The organism is Streptomyces sp. NPDC031132 (assembly GCF_055570595.1).
In genome coordinates this window covers 60,688-75,914 of the sequence record NZ_JBVIGX010000016.1, presented here as the reverse complement: position 1 = coordinate 75,914, position 15,227 = coordinate 60,688, and the positions used below count along the sequence as shown (strand labels likewise).

Sequence of the window (15,227 nt, the reverse complement as noted above, 5' to 3'; positions counted from 1 at the left end):
CCGTGGTCAGTAGCGGACGGGCAGGGCCGTCAGCGCGCGGTTGAGGAGCGAGAGCTGCCAGGTGTGCTGCTGCCGGTCGAGCAGCTCCAGGCCCGGGTACTCGCGTACGAGCACGTCGACCACCGCGCCGGCCACCAGCCGGGCGAACGCCGCCCCGATGCAGAAGTGCGCGCCGAAGCCGAACCCCAGGTGCGAGGCGCTGCCGCGCCGGACGCTGAACAGGTCCGGATCGGCGAAGCGCGCCGGGTCCCGGTTGGCCGCCGCCGTCACCAGGAACAGCCGGTCCTCCGCGCGGACGGATCGCCCGTCGAGGTCGAAGTCCCGGGCGGCCGTGCGGATCGACATCTTCGACGGGCCGTCGAAGCGCATGGCCTCCTCCACCGCCATCGACACCAGATGCGGGTCCTCCCGTACGGCCGCCAGCTGCTCGGGGTGCTCCAGCAGGGCCAGTACGGCGTTGACGATGAGGTTGCTGGTGGTCTCGCCGCCGGCGAACGCCATCTGCGTCAGCATCCCGACGAACTCCTCCTCGCTGACCGACTTCCCGATCTGGCCGCCCGCCAGCACGGCGCTGATCAGGTCGTCCTTGGGGTCGGCGCGACGCTGTGCGACCAGGTCGGCGAGGTAGTCGTCCAGGTTGACCAGGGACTGGAGCGAGGTGCGGTACTCGCGCTCCTCCTGGGCCGCGCCCAGGACGAGGTCGCCGACCCGGGCGTTCCAGTACCAGAAGGAGGGTCCGTGCGCCTGGGGGACGCCCAGCCAGCGGGCGAAGACGAGGGCGGGCAGCGGGCGGGCGATGTCGGCGACCAGGTCCCCGATCCGGCCGGGGACGGCGCGGCGGGCGAGCATGGCGCGGGTGGCGCGCTCGACGAAGGCCCGGTAGCGGCCGATCGAGCGGGCCGCGAACTGCTCCTGGAACACCTGGCGCAGCCGCCGGTGCTGCGGGGCGTCGTTGAACACCATCCAGCGGGACAGGATCGCGAAGGCCCGCTCGGCGTCCTCGCGGGCGCCCTCCGGCACGGCGTCCATCAGCGGGCGCACCCGCTCGGCGGAGACCGCGGGGTCGCGCAGGCAGTGCATCAGCTGGGCGTGCCCGGTGACGAGCCAGGCCCGGTGCATGGCGGACCAGTACACGGGGTCGTGGTCGCGCAGGGAGTTGAGGTACCCGTACGGGTCCGCGTTGACGGCGGGGTCGAGGAGGTACCGCTCGGTGAAGGCGGCCGGCGGGACGGGCGGGGCCGGCGGGTTCGTACGGGTCACCGGAGCCGGCGGGGCGGCCGGCGGCGCGGTCCTCCCGGTGATCGGACACACCAGGGCGGACGGGTCCGTGCTCGTGGTCGCGCTCGTGGTCGCGCCCAGGGTGGCGTTCGGGGCCGTGTTCGTGGTCAGGACGGTCATCGGCGTGCCTCCGACTGGATCCGGCCGAGCACACCAGCGGTCTTGTGCATCAGCCGTTCGGACATCATGGACATGTGGTCGCCTTCGGTGACGTGGACGGTCAGCCCGCCGAGCGCGATCTCGCGCCAGCGCTCGACGTAGGTCCGGAAGTCCACGTCCAGACCGGGCATCGGTTCGCCGTCGGGCAGTTCCGCGGCCGCGCTGCCCACCAGGAGGTGGACGTGGCCGGGGTAGGGGCGCAGTACGTAGTCGGACAGGGCGGTCAGCAGGGAGTGCCAGACCTCGATGGGGGCGTGCTCCACCAGGGAGGCTTCGCCGGGGCTCATGCCGGCGCCCAGCAGCAGGGCGGTGAGCTCGGCCACGGCCGCCTCCCGCTCCGCGGACGGCGCCAGCGTGCGGACGCGGTCGCGCATCCGGAGCCCCCGCTCCATGTCCCGGCCGACCGCGGCGAGGCGCTCGCGGGACGCCGGGTGGGGCAGGTGCGGCTCGATGAGCGTCAGCGGTGCGACGGTGTGACCGGCCCCGTGCAGCTGGGTGGCCATCTCGAGGGCGATGTTGGCGCCCATGGACCAGCCGAGCAGGTCGTGCGGGCCGTTCCCGCCGTGGGCGGCCATCTCGGCGGCGTAGTTGGCCGCGATGCCGGCGATCGTGGTCGGGTCCACGCCGCCGAGCAGGCCCCGGGCCTGGAAGGCCCGGACCGGCTGCCCGGGCGGGAGGGCCCGGGCGAGCGGTACGTACCAGGCGCCGCTGCCGCCGCTGGGGTGCACGCACCACAGGGGGGCGCCGTCACCCTCGCGCAGCCGGACCTCCGAGGTGACGGCCCGGGCCTTCGCCCCGGCCGACGTCTCCACGGCCGACGTCTCCCCGGCCGCCTGCGCCGCCGCCTCCGTGGCGCGGGCCGCGAGCTGCGCGATCGTCGGCAGCTCGAGCAGGTCCCGTACGGAGACGCTCAAGCCGCGGGCGGCGGCCTGCGCGGCGACCCGGACGGTGGAGAGCGAACTCCCGCCGAGGGCGAAGAAGTCGTCGTGGACGCCGACCTGGGAGATGCCGAGGACCGTGCGCCACACCTCGGCCAGCACCACCTCGGCCGGCGTCCCCGGCGCGACGTAGGCGGTGGCGCTGTGCAGGCGGTCGGCCGAGGGCAGCGGCAGGGCCTTCTTGTCGATCTTGCCGCTGCTGTTGACCGGCATCGCGTCGAGGAACACGAACCGCGCGGGGACCATGTACGCGGGCACCTTGGCCCGCAGCGCCCGGCGGAAGGGCTCGACGACGGGCTCCACGCCCTCCTCGGGCACCACGTACGCCACCAGGGCCGGCTCCGGCAGGTCGCGCCGCAGCAGGACCACCGCCTGCCGTACCTCGGGCAGTTCCCGCAGCCCGTGCTCGATCTCGCCGAGCTCGATGCGGAACCCGCGCAGCTTCACCTGGCTGTCGCGGCGGCCGAGGACCTCCACGGCTCCGTCGGGCAGCTGGACGCCGATGTCGCCGGTGCGGCACAGCCGGCTGCCGGGGGCGCCGTACGGGTCGGGGACGAACGCGGCGGCGGTCAGGTCGGGACGGTTGACATAGCCCCGGCCGATGGCGCACCCGCCCAGGTAGACCTCGCCCTGCACCCCGACGGGAACGGGCCGGAGGTCCTCGTCGAGCACGTAGACCTGCGTGTTGCGCATCGGCCAGCCGATCGGCGGCCGCTTGCAGTCCGGCTTGAGGAGGGTGGAGACGGACCACACCGCCGTCTCGGTGAGCCCGTAGACGTTGTAGAACCGCCGTCCGCGCGCCCATTTCTGGGGGAGTTCGGCCGGGCAGGCCTCGCCGCACACCTGGAGGATCCGCAGCGCCGGGAAGCGGTCCTCGCCCAGGGCCGCCAGGGCGCTCGGCGCGAGCATCGCGACGGTGATCCCGTACTCGAGCAGCGTGTTCGCCAGGTCGGCACCCGCGCGCAGCGCCTCCCTGGGCGGGGTGCACAGCTGGGCGCCGTTCGCCAGTGCCCACGTCAGGTCCAGGATGGAGACGTCGAAGCTGAGGGAGGCGAACTGGAGCACCCGGTCCTCGGCGGTCACGGGGAACAGATCGCGCTGCCCCTCCAGCATGTTGGTCAGGCTGCGGTGCTGGATGGTGACGCCCTTGGGCGTGCCGGTGGAGCCGGAGGTGTAGAGGACGTACGCGGCGTTGTCCGCGGTGACGGGCAGCGCGGGCACCGGCGCGCCGACGGGAGCGGCCCAGGTCTCCGGATCGTCCACGACGAGGGTCGGTCCGTCGAAGGGCACGACCCCGAGCAGCGAGGACTGGGTGATCAGCACCGCCATCCCGCTGTCCTCGACGATGAACTTCAGCCGGTCGGCCGGGTGCTGCGACTCCAGCGGCAGGAACGCGCCGCCCGCCCGCAGTACCCCGAGCACCGCCCGGACCATCTCGGCTCCGCGGTCGAGGCAGATGCCGACGGGCACCTCCGGTCCGACCCCGAGAGCCCGCAGCCGGTCCGCCAACTCCCGTACGGAGTCGTCCAGTTCCGCGTACGTGACCTCCCGCTCGCCCTGCCGGACGGCCACCGCGCCGGGCGTGAGCACCGCGTGTTCGGCGACGCACTCGTGGAACATCAGCGAGGTGCCCGGAAGTTCGGGCCCGCGGCCCCACTCCTCCAGCGCCCGCATGCGCGCCTCGCCGGCGAGCGCCGGCGCCGCGACCGGCGCCTGGGGCCGCCCGGTCATCGCCTTCAGCACCTCGCACATCAGGTCGGCGAGCTGCTCGGCGGTGGCGGGGGCCAGGTAGTCCGGGTCGACGTCGAGGATCAGCGACTCCACGCTCGCGTTGAGCATCAGCGGGAAGGCGGTACGGGCGATCTCCAGCGAGTCGTCCCAGCTGTCCCCGGACAGCCGGTGGAAGTTGACGTAGTTGAACAGGGTGTCCGCCACGCTCGGCGCACCGGGCCTCAGCTGCGCCATCCGGGCCAGCGGCACCCTGCGGTACGGCAGCATCTCCTGCTCCGCGGCGAACGCGGCCTTCAGGTACTCCAGCCAGCTGCCCCGCGGCCGCCGTACCCCGAACGGCACGGTGTTCAGGAACAGCCCGCGCATCCGGTCGGCGCCGGGCACCTCGGGGCGGCCGTTGGTGACCAGGCCGACCGAGTGGCCCTCGGCGTCGCCGTCGCGTTCGGCGAACAGGCTCATGGTGTGGTGGAACGCCGTCAGCAGGACGGTACGCCGGGGCACCCCGGCCAGCCGGGCCAGCCGGCCGATCGGCTCGGCGAGGGCGGCGTAGGAGCGGCGCACCTCGTGGACGAACTGGCCGCTGTCGGAGGCCTCCGTACCGCGCCGGGTGAACCGGATCGGACTCAGGTCGCCGAGCGTCTTGCGCCAGAACTCGAGCCCCTCCTCGTCGACGAGCGCGGCCCGCTCCAGGGCCACGTATTCGGCGTACGGGGGCGCCGCCGGCAGCTGCGGGGTACGGCCCTGCGCCACCGCCTGCCGGTGCAGGTCGAGCAGGTCCGCGATGAGCGAGGTCAGGCTCCAGCCGTCGAGCACCACGTGGCAGTCGGTGAGCGTCAGCCGCAGCTCCTGGTCGGTGAGCCGGTGCAGGTGGATGCGGACCAGGGGCGGGGCCGCCAGGTCGAAGCGCCGGGCGAACTCCGCGTCGACGTAGCGCCGTACGGAGGCCCACTGCTCCTCGTGGGGAAGGCCGCGCAGATCGCTGTAGCCGACCGGGAGTCCGGCGGTGCGGTGCACCAGCTGGAGCGGCTCGGAGAAGGAGGCGAGGTCGATGGAGGACCGCAGGATGCTGTGGCCGCGTACGACGGCGTCCACGGCGGACTGGAAGGCGCCGAGGTCGAAGCCCTCCGGCACGGTGATCTTGAGGTCGGTGACGTTGTGGTACGCGCCCCGGCCCGGATCGGCCAGCATCTCGTGCAGCATCCCGGCCTGCAGCATGGTCAGCGGGTACGCGTCGTCGAGCCCCTCCGGCAGCCGGGCCGCATCGGCCGCGTCCAGCTGGGAGAACGGCTCCACGGGCGCGGGGCCGGCGCCGTCGGCGGCCTCGGTCGCCAGCGCCGCGAGATCGCCCAGGGTGCGGGCCCGGAACAGGTCCGGGACGCTCAGGCCCAGCCCGGCGGAGCGGGCCTGCCCGATCACCCGCAGGGCCAGCATCGAGTCGCCGCCCAGGTCGAAGAAGTTCGCCGTACGGCCGATCCGCTCGGCGCCCAGCACGTCCGACCAGATGCGGGCCAGCGCCTCCTCCGTCGCACCGGCCGGCGGGACGTGCCCGGCGGGCGCGGCGGCCCCGTCCGCGGCCACCGCCACCAGGGACGTGCGGTCCACCTTGCCGTTGGCGGTGATCGGCAGCTTCGGATGCCGGACGAACAGCGCCGGCACCATGTACTCGGGCAGTGTGAGGCGCAGCCTGTCGCGCAGGTCCGGCGCATCCAGCGGCCGGCCCTCGGTCAGCACCACGTGGGCGACCAGGCGGGCGCCGCCGTGCGCGTCGGGCCGGGCCACCACCGCGGCGTCCCGTACGCCGGGCAGGGCGCGCAGCGCCGTCTCGATCTCACCGGGCTCGATGCGGAATCCGCGGATCTTCACCTGGTGGTCGGCCCGGCCGGCGTACGCCAACTGCCCGTCGGGCAGCACCCGTACCAGGTCACCGGTGCGGTACATACGGGTCCCGGCCGGACCGAAGGGGTCGAGGGGGAAGCGCTCGGCGGACAGCTCCGGGCGGTTGCGGTAGCCGCGGGCGACACCGCCGCCGGCCACGTACAGCTCTCCGACGGTGCCGTGCGGCACCAGCCGGCCCGCCCGGTCCAGGACGTAGCCGTGCTGGCCGGCCAGGGGGCGGCCGATCGGCGAGTACACGGGTGAGACCGTGTCCTCCTCGGTGATCAGCCGGTAGGTGACGTGCACGGTGGTCTCGGTGATCCCGTACATGTTCACCAGCGCGGGCCGCTCGCCCTCGGGCACGGCGAACCAGTCGCGGTAGTCGCGGGCGTCGAAGGCGTCACCGCCGAAGACCACCGTGCGCAGCGCGAGCGCACCGAACTCCTCCCCCTGCTGGGCCAGATGGGCCCGCAGCCCCTTGAACGCGGCCGGGGTCTGGTTGAGCACGGTGACGCGCTCGTCGCGCAGGACGGCGTGCACGGCGGCGGGGTCGCGTACCTCGTCCTCGGTCAGCACCACCACACGGCCGCCGGAGGTCAGCGGGGCCCACAGCTCCCAGACGGAGAAGTCGAACGCGGGGGAGTGCAGGAGCGTCCACACGTCGTCGGCGCCGAAGTCGAAGTGGCGGTCGGCGGCGCCGAGCAGCCAGGCGAGGTTGCCGTGGGTGATCTCGACGCCCTTGGGCTGCCCGGTCGATCCCGAGGTGTAGATGACGTACGCGAGGGTCTCCGGTCCGGGGAGCGCGGCGGGGAGCAGCTCGTCGGCGGCCTCGTCGGCGGCACCGTCCAGGGGGATCACGCCGACCGGCAGCCCCTCCACCGCGGCGCGGCCGACGCCGTCGGCGACCACCCACTCCACCCCGGCGTCGCCGACCGTGAACTCTCGCCGGGCCCGCGGGTGGGCGGGGTCCAGCGGCAGGTACGCCGCACCCGCCCGCCATACGCCGAGCAGCGCCACGGCCAGGTCGACCGAGCGGCCCAGGCAGACCCCCACCAGGGACTCCGGGCCGATGCCCGCGGCCCGCAGCCGCCGGGCCAGGGCCAGGGACGCCGCGTCGAGTTCGGCGTACGTCAGGCTGCGGCCGCCGCCGGAGACGGCCACGGCCGTGGGGGCCAGCCGGATCCGCTCGGTCAGCCGCTCCAGCGCGAGCCGCGGCGCCGGCTCGGGTACGGCGCCCGCGAGCGGGCGGTTCGCCGGGCCGTCGGGGCCGAGCAGCGCGGCCCGCTCCTCGGCGGTGAGCAGGTCGGCCATGCCGAGCGGGACGTCCGGGGCCTCGGCGAACGCCCGCAGCACCGCGACGGTGTGCTCGGCCAGCCGGGCCACGGATGCGGCGTCGAACAGGTCGGGGCGGTAGACGAACCGGAGCCGGATGCGGTCCGCGTCCTCGCTGACGTCCAGCGTCAGGTCGAACTTCGCGGTGGTCAGGTCGATGGGGAAGGCCGTGCCCGTCGCCCCGCCGAGGGTGTACGCACCCTGCTCCGCGGCGGCCGAGTGCGAGAACAGCACCTGGAACAGGGGGTTGCGCGAGAGGTCCCGCTCGGGGCTCAGCTCGTCGACGACCCGCTCGAAGGGCAGGCCCTGGTGGGACAGGGCGCCCAGGACGCTCTCCCGGGTCCGGGCGAGGAGCTGCGCCGAGGTCGGGTCGCCCGACAGGTCGGTGCGGATCACCAGGGTGTTCACGAAGAACCCGACCAGCTGCTCGATCTCCGGGCGCTCCCGGTTGGCGACGACGGTGCCGATCGCGATGTCGTCCTGGCCGCTGTGGAAGGCCAGCGCCGCCTGGAACGCCGCCATCAGGGTCATGTACGAGGTGGTGTCGGCCCGGCGGCCGAGCTCCGCGAGGGCCGCCGTCAGCGGCTGGGGGAGCTCCACCGCGTGCACGGCGCCGGCGGAGGTGCGTACGGCCGGTCGCGGGTGGTCGGTGGGCAGTTCGAGCGGGGTCAGGCCGGACAGGGCCGTGCGCCAGTAGCCGAGCTCCGTGCTCTCGTCGGCCCCGCGCTGCCAGTGCGCGTAGTCGGTGTACTCGACCGGTGGTGCCACGAGGTGCGGGGGCCGGCCCTGGGCTCTGGCGCGGTAGGAGGCGCTCAGGTCGCCGGTCAGGATGTCCAGCGACCAGCCGTCCGAGACGATGTGGTGCATGGCCAGGACGAGGACGTGGTCCTCGGCGGCGATCCGCAGCAGGGTGGCCCGGAACGGGGGCGCGGCGGCCAGGTCGAAGGGGCGCAGCGCCACCTCCCGTACGGCCTCGGCGATCGCCTCGGGGCCGCCGTCGCGCACCGCCGGGGGCAGGTCGACCACCTCCAGGCCGGGTGCGTCGGAGGCGGCGAGCACGTGCTGGGCCGGTACGCCCTCCTCGTGGGTGAACACCACCCGCAGCTGCTCGTGGCGGGCGACGAGGTCCCCGATCGCGGCGCTCAGCGCGGCCGCGTCCAGCGGGCCGGTGAACCGCCAGGCCGCGGGCATCAGGTACTCGACGCCGCCGGGGTCGAGCTGGTCGAGGAAGTACAGCCGCTGCTGGGCGGCCGACAGCGGGGCCTGCGCGGGGCGCGGGTCGAGCCGGGGGATGCCGGCGGGCGCGGCGGCGGCCTTGCCGCGCAGGCGCATTTCGAGGAGCCGGCGGGCCGCGGGGGAGAGACCGCCGGGCGTCGTGGAAGCGGTGGTGGAGGGTTCGACCTGTGCAGTGGTCATCGGAAGTGCCGTCCAATCAAGGCTGGGATCGGGGCTGGATCGCTGCGGCGATCAGAAGTCGGAGGTCAGGGACAGGTCGATCTCGTCGTCGCTCATCGAGGAGATCTGGTCGATGAGCTGTCGTTCCACTTCCACGGCGAGCAGTTCGACCGTCGGGTGGTCGAACAGGTCGCGTACTTGGATCGGGCAGTCGAACGCGGTGCGCAGGCGGGACGCGGCCGCCACGGCGCGCAGCGAGTGGCCGCCGAGGGCGAAGAAGTCCTCCCGGATCCCGACCTCGGGCAGGCCCAGGACCTCGGCCCAGATCTGGGCCGTCACGACCTCGGTCGGGGTGCGCGGTGCCACGGACGCGGCGGGCGCGGCCAGGACCGGATCGGGCAGGGCGGCGGTGTCGGTCTTGCCCTGCACGGTGCGGGGCAGGGCGTCGAGCAGGACGAACGCCGCGGGCACCATGTAGCCGGGCAGCAGGGTCCGGCACCAGGCGGCCAGCGCCTCGGCGTCGAGCCCCTGGCCGGCCGCGTAGCCGACGAGGGCGCGCTCCCCGCGCAGTTCCCGGACCTGTACGGCTGCGCCGTGCACGCCCGGGTGCTGTTCCAGGACGGCTTCGACCTCGGCCGGTTCGATGCGGAAGCCGCGGATCTTGACCTGGTCGTCGGTGCGGCCGAGGAACTCCAGCTCTCCGCAGGGCAGTCGGCGGACCAGGTCGCCGGTCCGGTACAGCCGGCCGCCGGCGGCGCCGTACGGGTCGGGTACGAACCTCTCGGCGGTGAGGGCGGGCTGCCCGAGGTAGCCGCGGGCCAGCTCCGGGCCGCCGATCAGCAGCTCGCCCGGCACCCCGACGGGGACGAGCTGTCCGAGGGCGTCCACGACGTACGCCCGGCGCGAGCCCAGCGGCCTGCCGATCGCCACCCGGCCCTCGACCGGTGCGGTGACCGTGTGCGCGGTGGCCGAGATGACCGACTCGGTCGGGCCGTACGTGTTGACGACGGGCACGTCGGGGAGGTGCGCGAACCAGCGGGCCAGCGGCGCCGAGGGCAGTGACTCGCCGCCGGTGACCAGCAGGCGCAGGCTCTTGAGGTCCCCGGCGACCGTGTCGAGGCGGGCGACGATCTCCTCCCAGTAGGCGGGGGTGGCCTCCATGACCGTGACGCCCCGGGTGCGGACGGCCTCGGCGAGCTCCTCCACCGCCCACACCTCGTCCGGCCGGACCACCACCGACGCTCCCGCGCCGAGGGCGGGCAGCACCTGCTCCAGAGAGGCGTCGAAGGAGAAGGAGGCGAAGGCGAGGACGCGGTCCTCCGCCGTGATGCCGAAGAGCTCGCGGGCCGCGGCGGTGTGCGCGCCGAGTGCGTGGTGTTCGACGCCGACGGCCTTGGGGCGGCCGGTGGAGCCCGAGGTGAAGATGACGTAGGCGAGGTCGTCGGGAGCGGGGGTGTGGTGCGGGGCGTCCGGGTCGGCCACGACGGTGTCGACGGGGACGGTCCGCGGCCCGAGCCCGGCGGCCAGCGCGTGGGTCGAGGCGTCGCTGAAGACGCTGTGCACGCCCGCCTCGGCGCACATGAACCGCAGCCGGTCCTCGGGCAGCCTGGGGTCGAGCGGTACGTAGACCCCGCCGGCCCGCCAGATCGCGGCCATGGCGGCGACGGAGCGGATGCCGCGCCGCAGGCACACGCCGACCGGCGTGCCCGGCCGTACGCCGGCGGCCGCGAGGGCGCGGGCCAGCCCGCCGGTCAGGCCGTCCAGTTCGCCGTACGTCAGGCTCTCGTCCCCGCAGAGCAGCGCCACCGCGTCCGGCGCACCCGCCACCCTGAACGGCGTGGCCGGGGCGGCCGCCGTGGTGCCCGCGGCCCCGGCCAGCTCCGCGTGCTCCGCGGCGGACAGCAGCTCCAGCCGCCCGACGGCCTGCTCCGGATCGGCGACGACCGACTCCAGCACCCGGCCCACGTGCCCGGCGAACCGGGTGACCGTGGCTGCGTCGAAGAGATCGCTCGCATACTCCACGTTCAGCGCGAAGCGGTCCGGATAGAGCAGGAAGGTGGCGGTCAGGTCGAACTTGGCCGAACCCCACGGCAGGACGAAGTGCTCCACCTCCAGGCCCTCGACCCGCGGCCCGCCGGCGGCGCTCTCCTGTACGTCGAACATCACCTGGAACAAGGGGTTGCGGGACGGGTCCCGCTCCGGCCGCAGCTGCTCCACCAGCCGCTCGAACGGCACCTCCTGGTGGTCGAAGGCCCCGAGCACCGACTCCCGGACCCGGCCCAGGAACTCCGCGAACGAGGGCGCGCCCGACAGGTCCCCGCGCAGCACCACCGTGTTCACCAGCAGCCCCACCAGCCGCTCCAGCTCCACCTGGCCGCGGCCCGCGACCGGTGTGCCCACCGCCACGTCCTGCTGCCCGGACCAGCGGCCCAGCACGATCTGCACCACGGCCAGCAGCACCGTGAACCGGGTCACCCCGTGCCGGCGGGCCAGCTCGCCGAGGGCGGCCTCCAACTCCTTCGGCAGGTCGATCTCGACGGCCCCGCCCCGCCCCGACCAGCCCGCCGGACGCGGCCGGTCCGTCGGCAGCTCCAGTACGGGTACACCGGCCAGGGCCCGCTCCCAGTACGCCAGCTGCCGCTCGAGCACCTCGCCGGCCATCCGGTCGCGCTGCCAGACCGCGAAGTCCCCGTACTGGACGGGTACGGGCGGCAGTCCGGCCGGGCGCCCGGCCACGCGGGCGGCGTACGCCTGCGCCAGCTCGCCGATGATCACGTCCTTGGACCAGCCGTCGGTCGCCACGTGGTGGAAGGCGATGACGGCGACGTGGTCCTCGGGGTCCAGCTCCCACACCCCCGCCCGCAGCAGCGGCGGACCGGCCAGGTCGAAGCGGCGGGTGGCGTACGGGACGGCCACCTCCCGGAGCCGGGCCAGCCGTACGGCCTCGTCGTCGCCGGGCGGGGCCGACTGCCACACCAGCGGTACGCGGACCCCGTCGACCACCCGCTGCGCCGGGCGGCCGTCCACCTCGACCAGGGCGGTCCGCAACGCCTCGTGCCGGGCCACCACCTCGTCGAGGGCGCCCTGCCAGGCGTCCCGGTCGAGCCCGCCGCGCATCCTCCAGGAGAACCACAGCACGTACTCGTCGCCGACGTCGGACATGCGGTCCAGGAACCACATCCGCTCCTGCGCGAAGGACAGCGGCAGCGGCCCCGAGCGGTCCACGGGGACGACGGTCGCGGCGCCCGCCTGCCGGGCGGCGGCCACCAGCGGGCCGAACTCGCGGATGCGGGGGTTCTCGAACAGGGTGCGCAGCTCCACCTCGCGGCCGAGCCGCTCCGCGATCCGGGACACGGCCATCGTCGCGAGCAGGGAGTGGCCGCCCAGGTCGAAGAACCCGTCGTCGATGCCGACCCGGTCCACGCCCAGCACCTCGGCCCAGATGGCGGCGACCACCTGCTCGGTGGCGTCGCGCGGCGCGAGGAACGCGGGGCCGCCCGCGGCCGCCCGGTCCCGCTCCGCCCGCTCCCCGTCCGGGCGGGCGGCGGGCAGGGCGGCCCGGTCGAGCTTGCCGGAGGCGTTCACGGGGAGCGCTTCGAGCTCGACGAAGTCCGCGGGCACGGCGTAGTGCGGCAGCCGGCCGGCGCAGAACGACCGCAGTACGACGGGCTCCACCGGGCCGCCGGGACCGGCCACCACGTAGCCGGTCAGGCTCTTGCCGCCCTGGGCGTCCGCGCCGACGGCCACCGCGGCGGCCACCACGCCCGGGCACTGCGCCAAGGCCGCCTCCACCTCGCCGAGTTCGATGCGGAAGCCGCGGATCTTGACCTGGTCGTCGGTGCGGCCGAGGAACTCCAGCTGCCCGCAGGGCAGTCGGCGGACCAGGTCGCCGGTCCTGTAGAGCCGCCCGCCGTCACCGCCGTACGGATCGGGGACGAACTTCTCGGCGGTGAGGGCAGGTTGGCCGAGGTAGCCGCGGGCCAGTTCCGGGCCGCCGATCAGCAGCTCGCCGGGCTCGCCGACCGGTACGAGCTCGTCGTGCGCATCGACCACGTACGTCCGGCGGGAGCCCAGCGGGCGTCCGATCGGCACCCGTTCGGCGTCCCCGGCCGAGCCGATCTCGTGCGTGGTGGCGGTGACGGTGGTCTCGGTCGGGCCGTACGCGTTGAGCACCCGTACGTGCGGGGCCCGCGCCTGCCAGGCGGCCAGTGCCGCGGCCGGGACGGACTCCCCGCCGAGGATCAGCAGGCGCAGCGGGGCCAGCGAGGCCGCGGTGCGGTCGGTGAGCGAGAAGGCCAGCTCGGCCCAGTAGGTGGGCGGCAGGTTCAGGACGGTGATCCCGTGCCGCTCGACCACCGAGGGGAGCTGCGCGGGCAGCCACTGCTCGTCCGGCCGGACCACCAGGGTGGCCCCGCAGCCGAGGGCGGTCAGCAGCTGGTCCAGCGAGGCGTCGAACGAGAAGGACGAGAAGGCGAGTACCCGGTCCCGGGCGGTGATCCCGAACTCCGCGCGGACGGCGTCCACATGGGCGGCGATCGCGCCGTGCTCGATGCCGACGGCCTTCGGGCGGCCGGTCGAGCCCGAGGTGAAGATGACGTACGCGAGGTCCTGCGGATCGGGGGTGTGGTGCGGGGCGGCACCGTCGGGCCCGGCCTCCTCCACCCGGAGCACCTGCGGGCCGAGCGCGGCGGCCAGTTCGCCGGTCGCGGCATCGGTGAGTACGCAGTGCAGCCCGGCCTCTTCGGCCATGAACCGCAGCCGCTCCTCGGGGAGCGCGGGATCCAGGGGTACGTAGACCCCGCCGGCCCGCCAGATCGCGGTCATCGCGGCCACGGACCGGATCCCGCGCTTCATGCACACGCCCACCGGGGTTCCCGGGCCGACGCCGGTCGCCCGCAGTGCCGTGGCCAGGCCGCCGCCGAGGGCGTCCAGTTCGCCGTAGCGCAGGCTCTCCTCCCCGCACACCAGGGCCACCGCGTCGGGCGCGCCCGCCACGGTGAACGGCGCCGCCGCGGCCGGCCCGGGGCGCCCCGAGCCCGCCAGCTCGACCAGGCGGCGGCGCTCCTTGCCGGGCAACGGCGCGAGCCGGCCGGCGAGTTCGGCCACCGGGGTTCCCGGCGCGGCCGTCACCGCACGCAGGAGTTCAACGTAGCCCTCGGTGAAGCGGACCATCGTGCTCTCGTCGAACAGGGCCGTGGAGTACTGGAGCCGGGCCGCGATGTCGCCGTTGGCGCGCAGGCTCAGGTCGAGGAACACGTCCAGCGGCGTGCCCGTCAGCGGGGTCCGCACCAGGTCGACGTCCAGATCGTCCAGACGGGCCGCCGAGGGGACGGTGTTGAGCAGCGTGAAGGAGGCCTGCGCGAGCGGGTGGCGGGACAGGTCGCGCTCGGTGACCACCTCGCCGACCACCCGGTCGAACGGGGCCTCGGAGTGCGAGAAGTCCCGCAGGGCCCCCGACCGGACCCGGCTCAGCAGGGCGGCGAAGGTCGGATCGCCGGACAGGTCGGTGCGCAGCACGATCGTGTTGACGAACGGGCCGATGAGGCCCGCCACTTCGGCGCGCCCGCGGTCGGCCAGGGTGGTGCAGACGGCGATGTCGGAGCGGCCGGAGTAGCGCCCCAGCAGGGCCTGGTACACGGCGAGCAGCAGCATGTAGCGGGTCGCGCGCTGCTCGCGTGCCACTCGGTCGACCTCGGCGACCAGCTCGGCCGGCAGCTCGAAGCGGACCACGTCACCGGAGCCGTCCCAGAACGCCGGCCGCGGCCGGTCCGCGGGCAGCGCGAGCGGGGCGACACCGGCGAGCCGCTCGCGCCAGTACCCGAGCAGGCGCTCCATGCGCGGCCCGCCCAGCCGCTCGGCCTCGGTGCGGGCCACATCGGTGTACTGGAGGGCGGGCGCGTCCACCGCCTCGCCCCGGTAGCCGGCGTCCAGTTCGCGCAGCAGCACGTCCCACGACCAGCCGTCCACCGCGATGTGGTGGACCACCAGGAGCAGCACGTGCTCGTCGGGCCCGAGGCGGGCGAGCGTGGCCCGCAGCGGGTGCTCCTTCGCCAGGTCGAGCGGGCGCGCCAGCTCCCGGTCGAACAGCTCCTCGGTGCTGCCGGCCTCCGTCCGCGCCAGCCGGGTGCGGCCCGCCGGGTCCACCACGGGCACGGGCTCGCCGTCGACGGCCGTGAACCGGGTGCGCAGCACCTCGTGCCGGTCCACGATGCCCGCCAGCGACCGCTCCAGGGCCGGGACGTCGAGGGCGCCGCGGATGCGCAGGGCCAACGGGAGCAGGGACTCGGCGGAGCCTCCGGTGAGCTGGTCGAGGAACCACAGCCTCCGCTGCGCGAACGACACTCCGTCACCGTCACGTACGACGTCACCGTCACGTACGACGCCGCCGGCTTCGATGCCGTGCCTCGCCGCTCCGCCGTGCGCTGCGACAACCTTCACTGTGGGCCTCCAAGCGGTGTTTTCCTCAACACTGCTGTCTGCGGAGATCCGTCAGTAGGGAAGAAGACGCAGCCGCGCACG

General features: G+C 74.6%; 3 protein-coding genes. All 3 read right to left on the bottom strand.

What is annotated here, in order from left to right; all coding sequences use genetic code 11:
- Window positions 1-6: 6 nt before the first annotated feature.
- Genes ACZ49B_RS23650 through ACZ49B_RS23640 form a run of 3 tightly spaced genes read right to left on the bottom strand, consistent with a single transcriptional unit; the run spans window position 7 to window position 15,146 of the window.
- Window positions 7-1,398, bottom strand: a complete 1,392-nt coding sequence (locus tag ACZ49B_RS23650; RefSeq protein WP_468309146.1) for a cytochrome P450 — start codon at window positions 1,396-1,398, stop codon at window positions 7-9.
- On the bottom strand, window positions 1,395-8,729 hold the full coding sequence (locus ACZ49B_RS23645) for an amino acid adenylation domain-containing protein (RefSeq protein ID WP_468309143.1): 7,335 nt from the start codon (window positions 8,727-8,729) through the stop codon (window positions 1,395-1,397). Before ACZ49B_RS23645 ends, ACZ49B_RS23650 begins: the two co-directional genes overlap by 4 nt.
- Before the next feature lie 51 nt (window positions 8,730-8,780).
- The gene (locus ACZ49B_RS23640; RefSeq protein WP_468309141.1) at window positions 8,781-15,146 is read right to left on the bottom strand and encodes an amino acid adenylation domain-containing protein; all 6,366 of its coding nucleotides are present in this window, start codon (window positions 15,144-15,146) and stop codon (window positions 8,781-8,783) included.
- Between the last annotated feature and the right edge of the window lie 81 nt (window positions 15,147-15,227).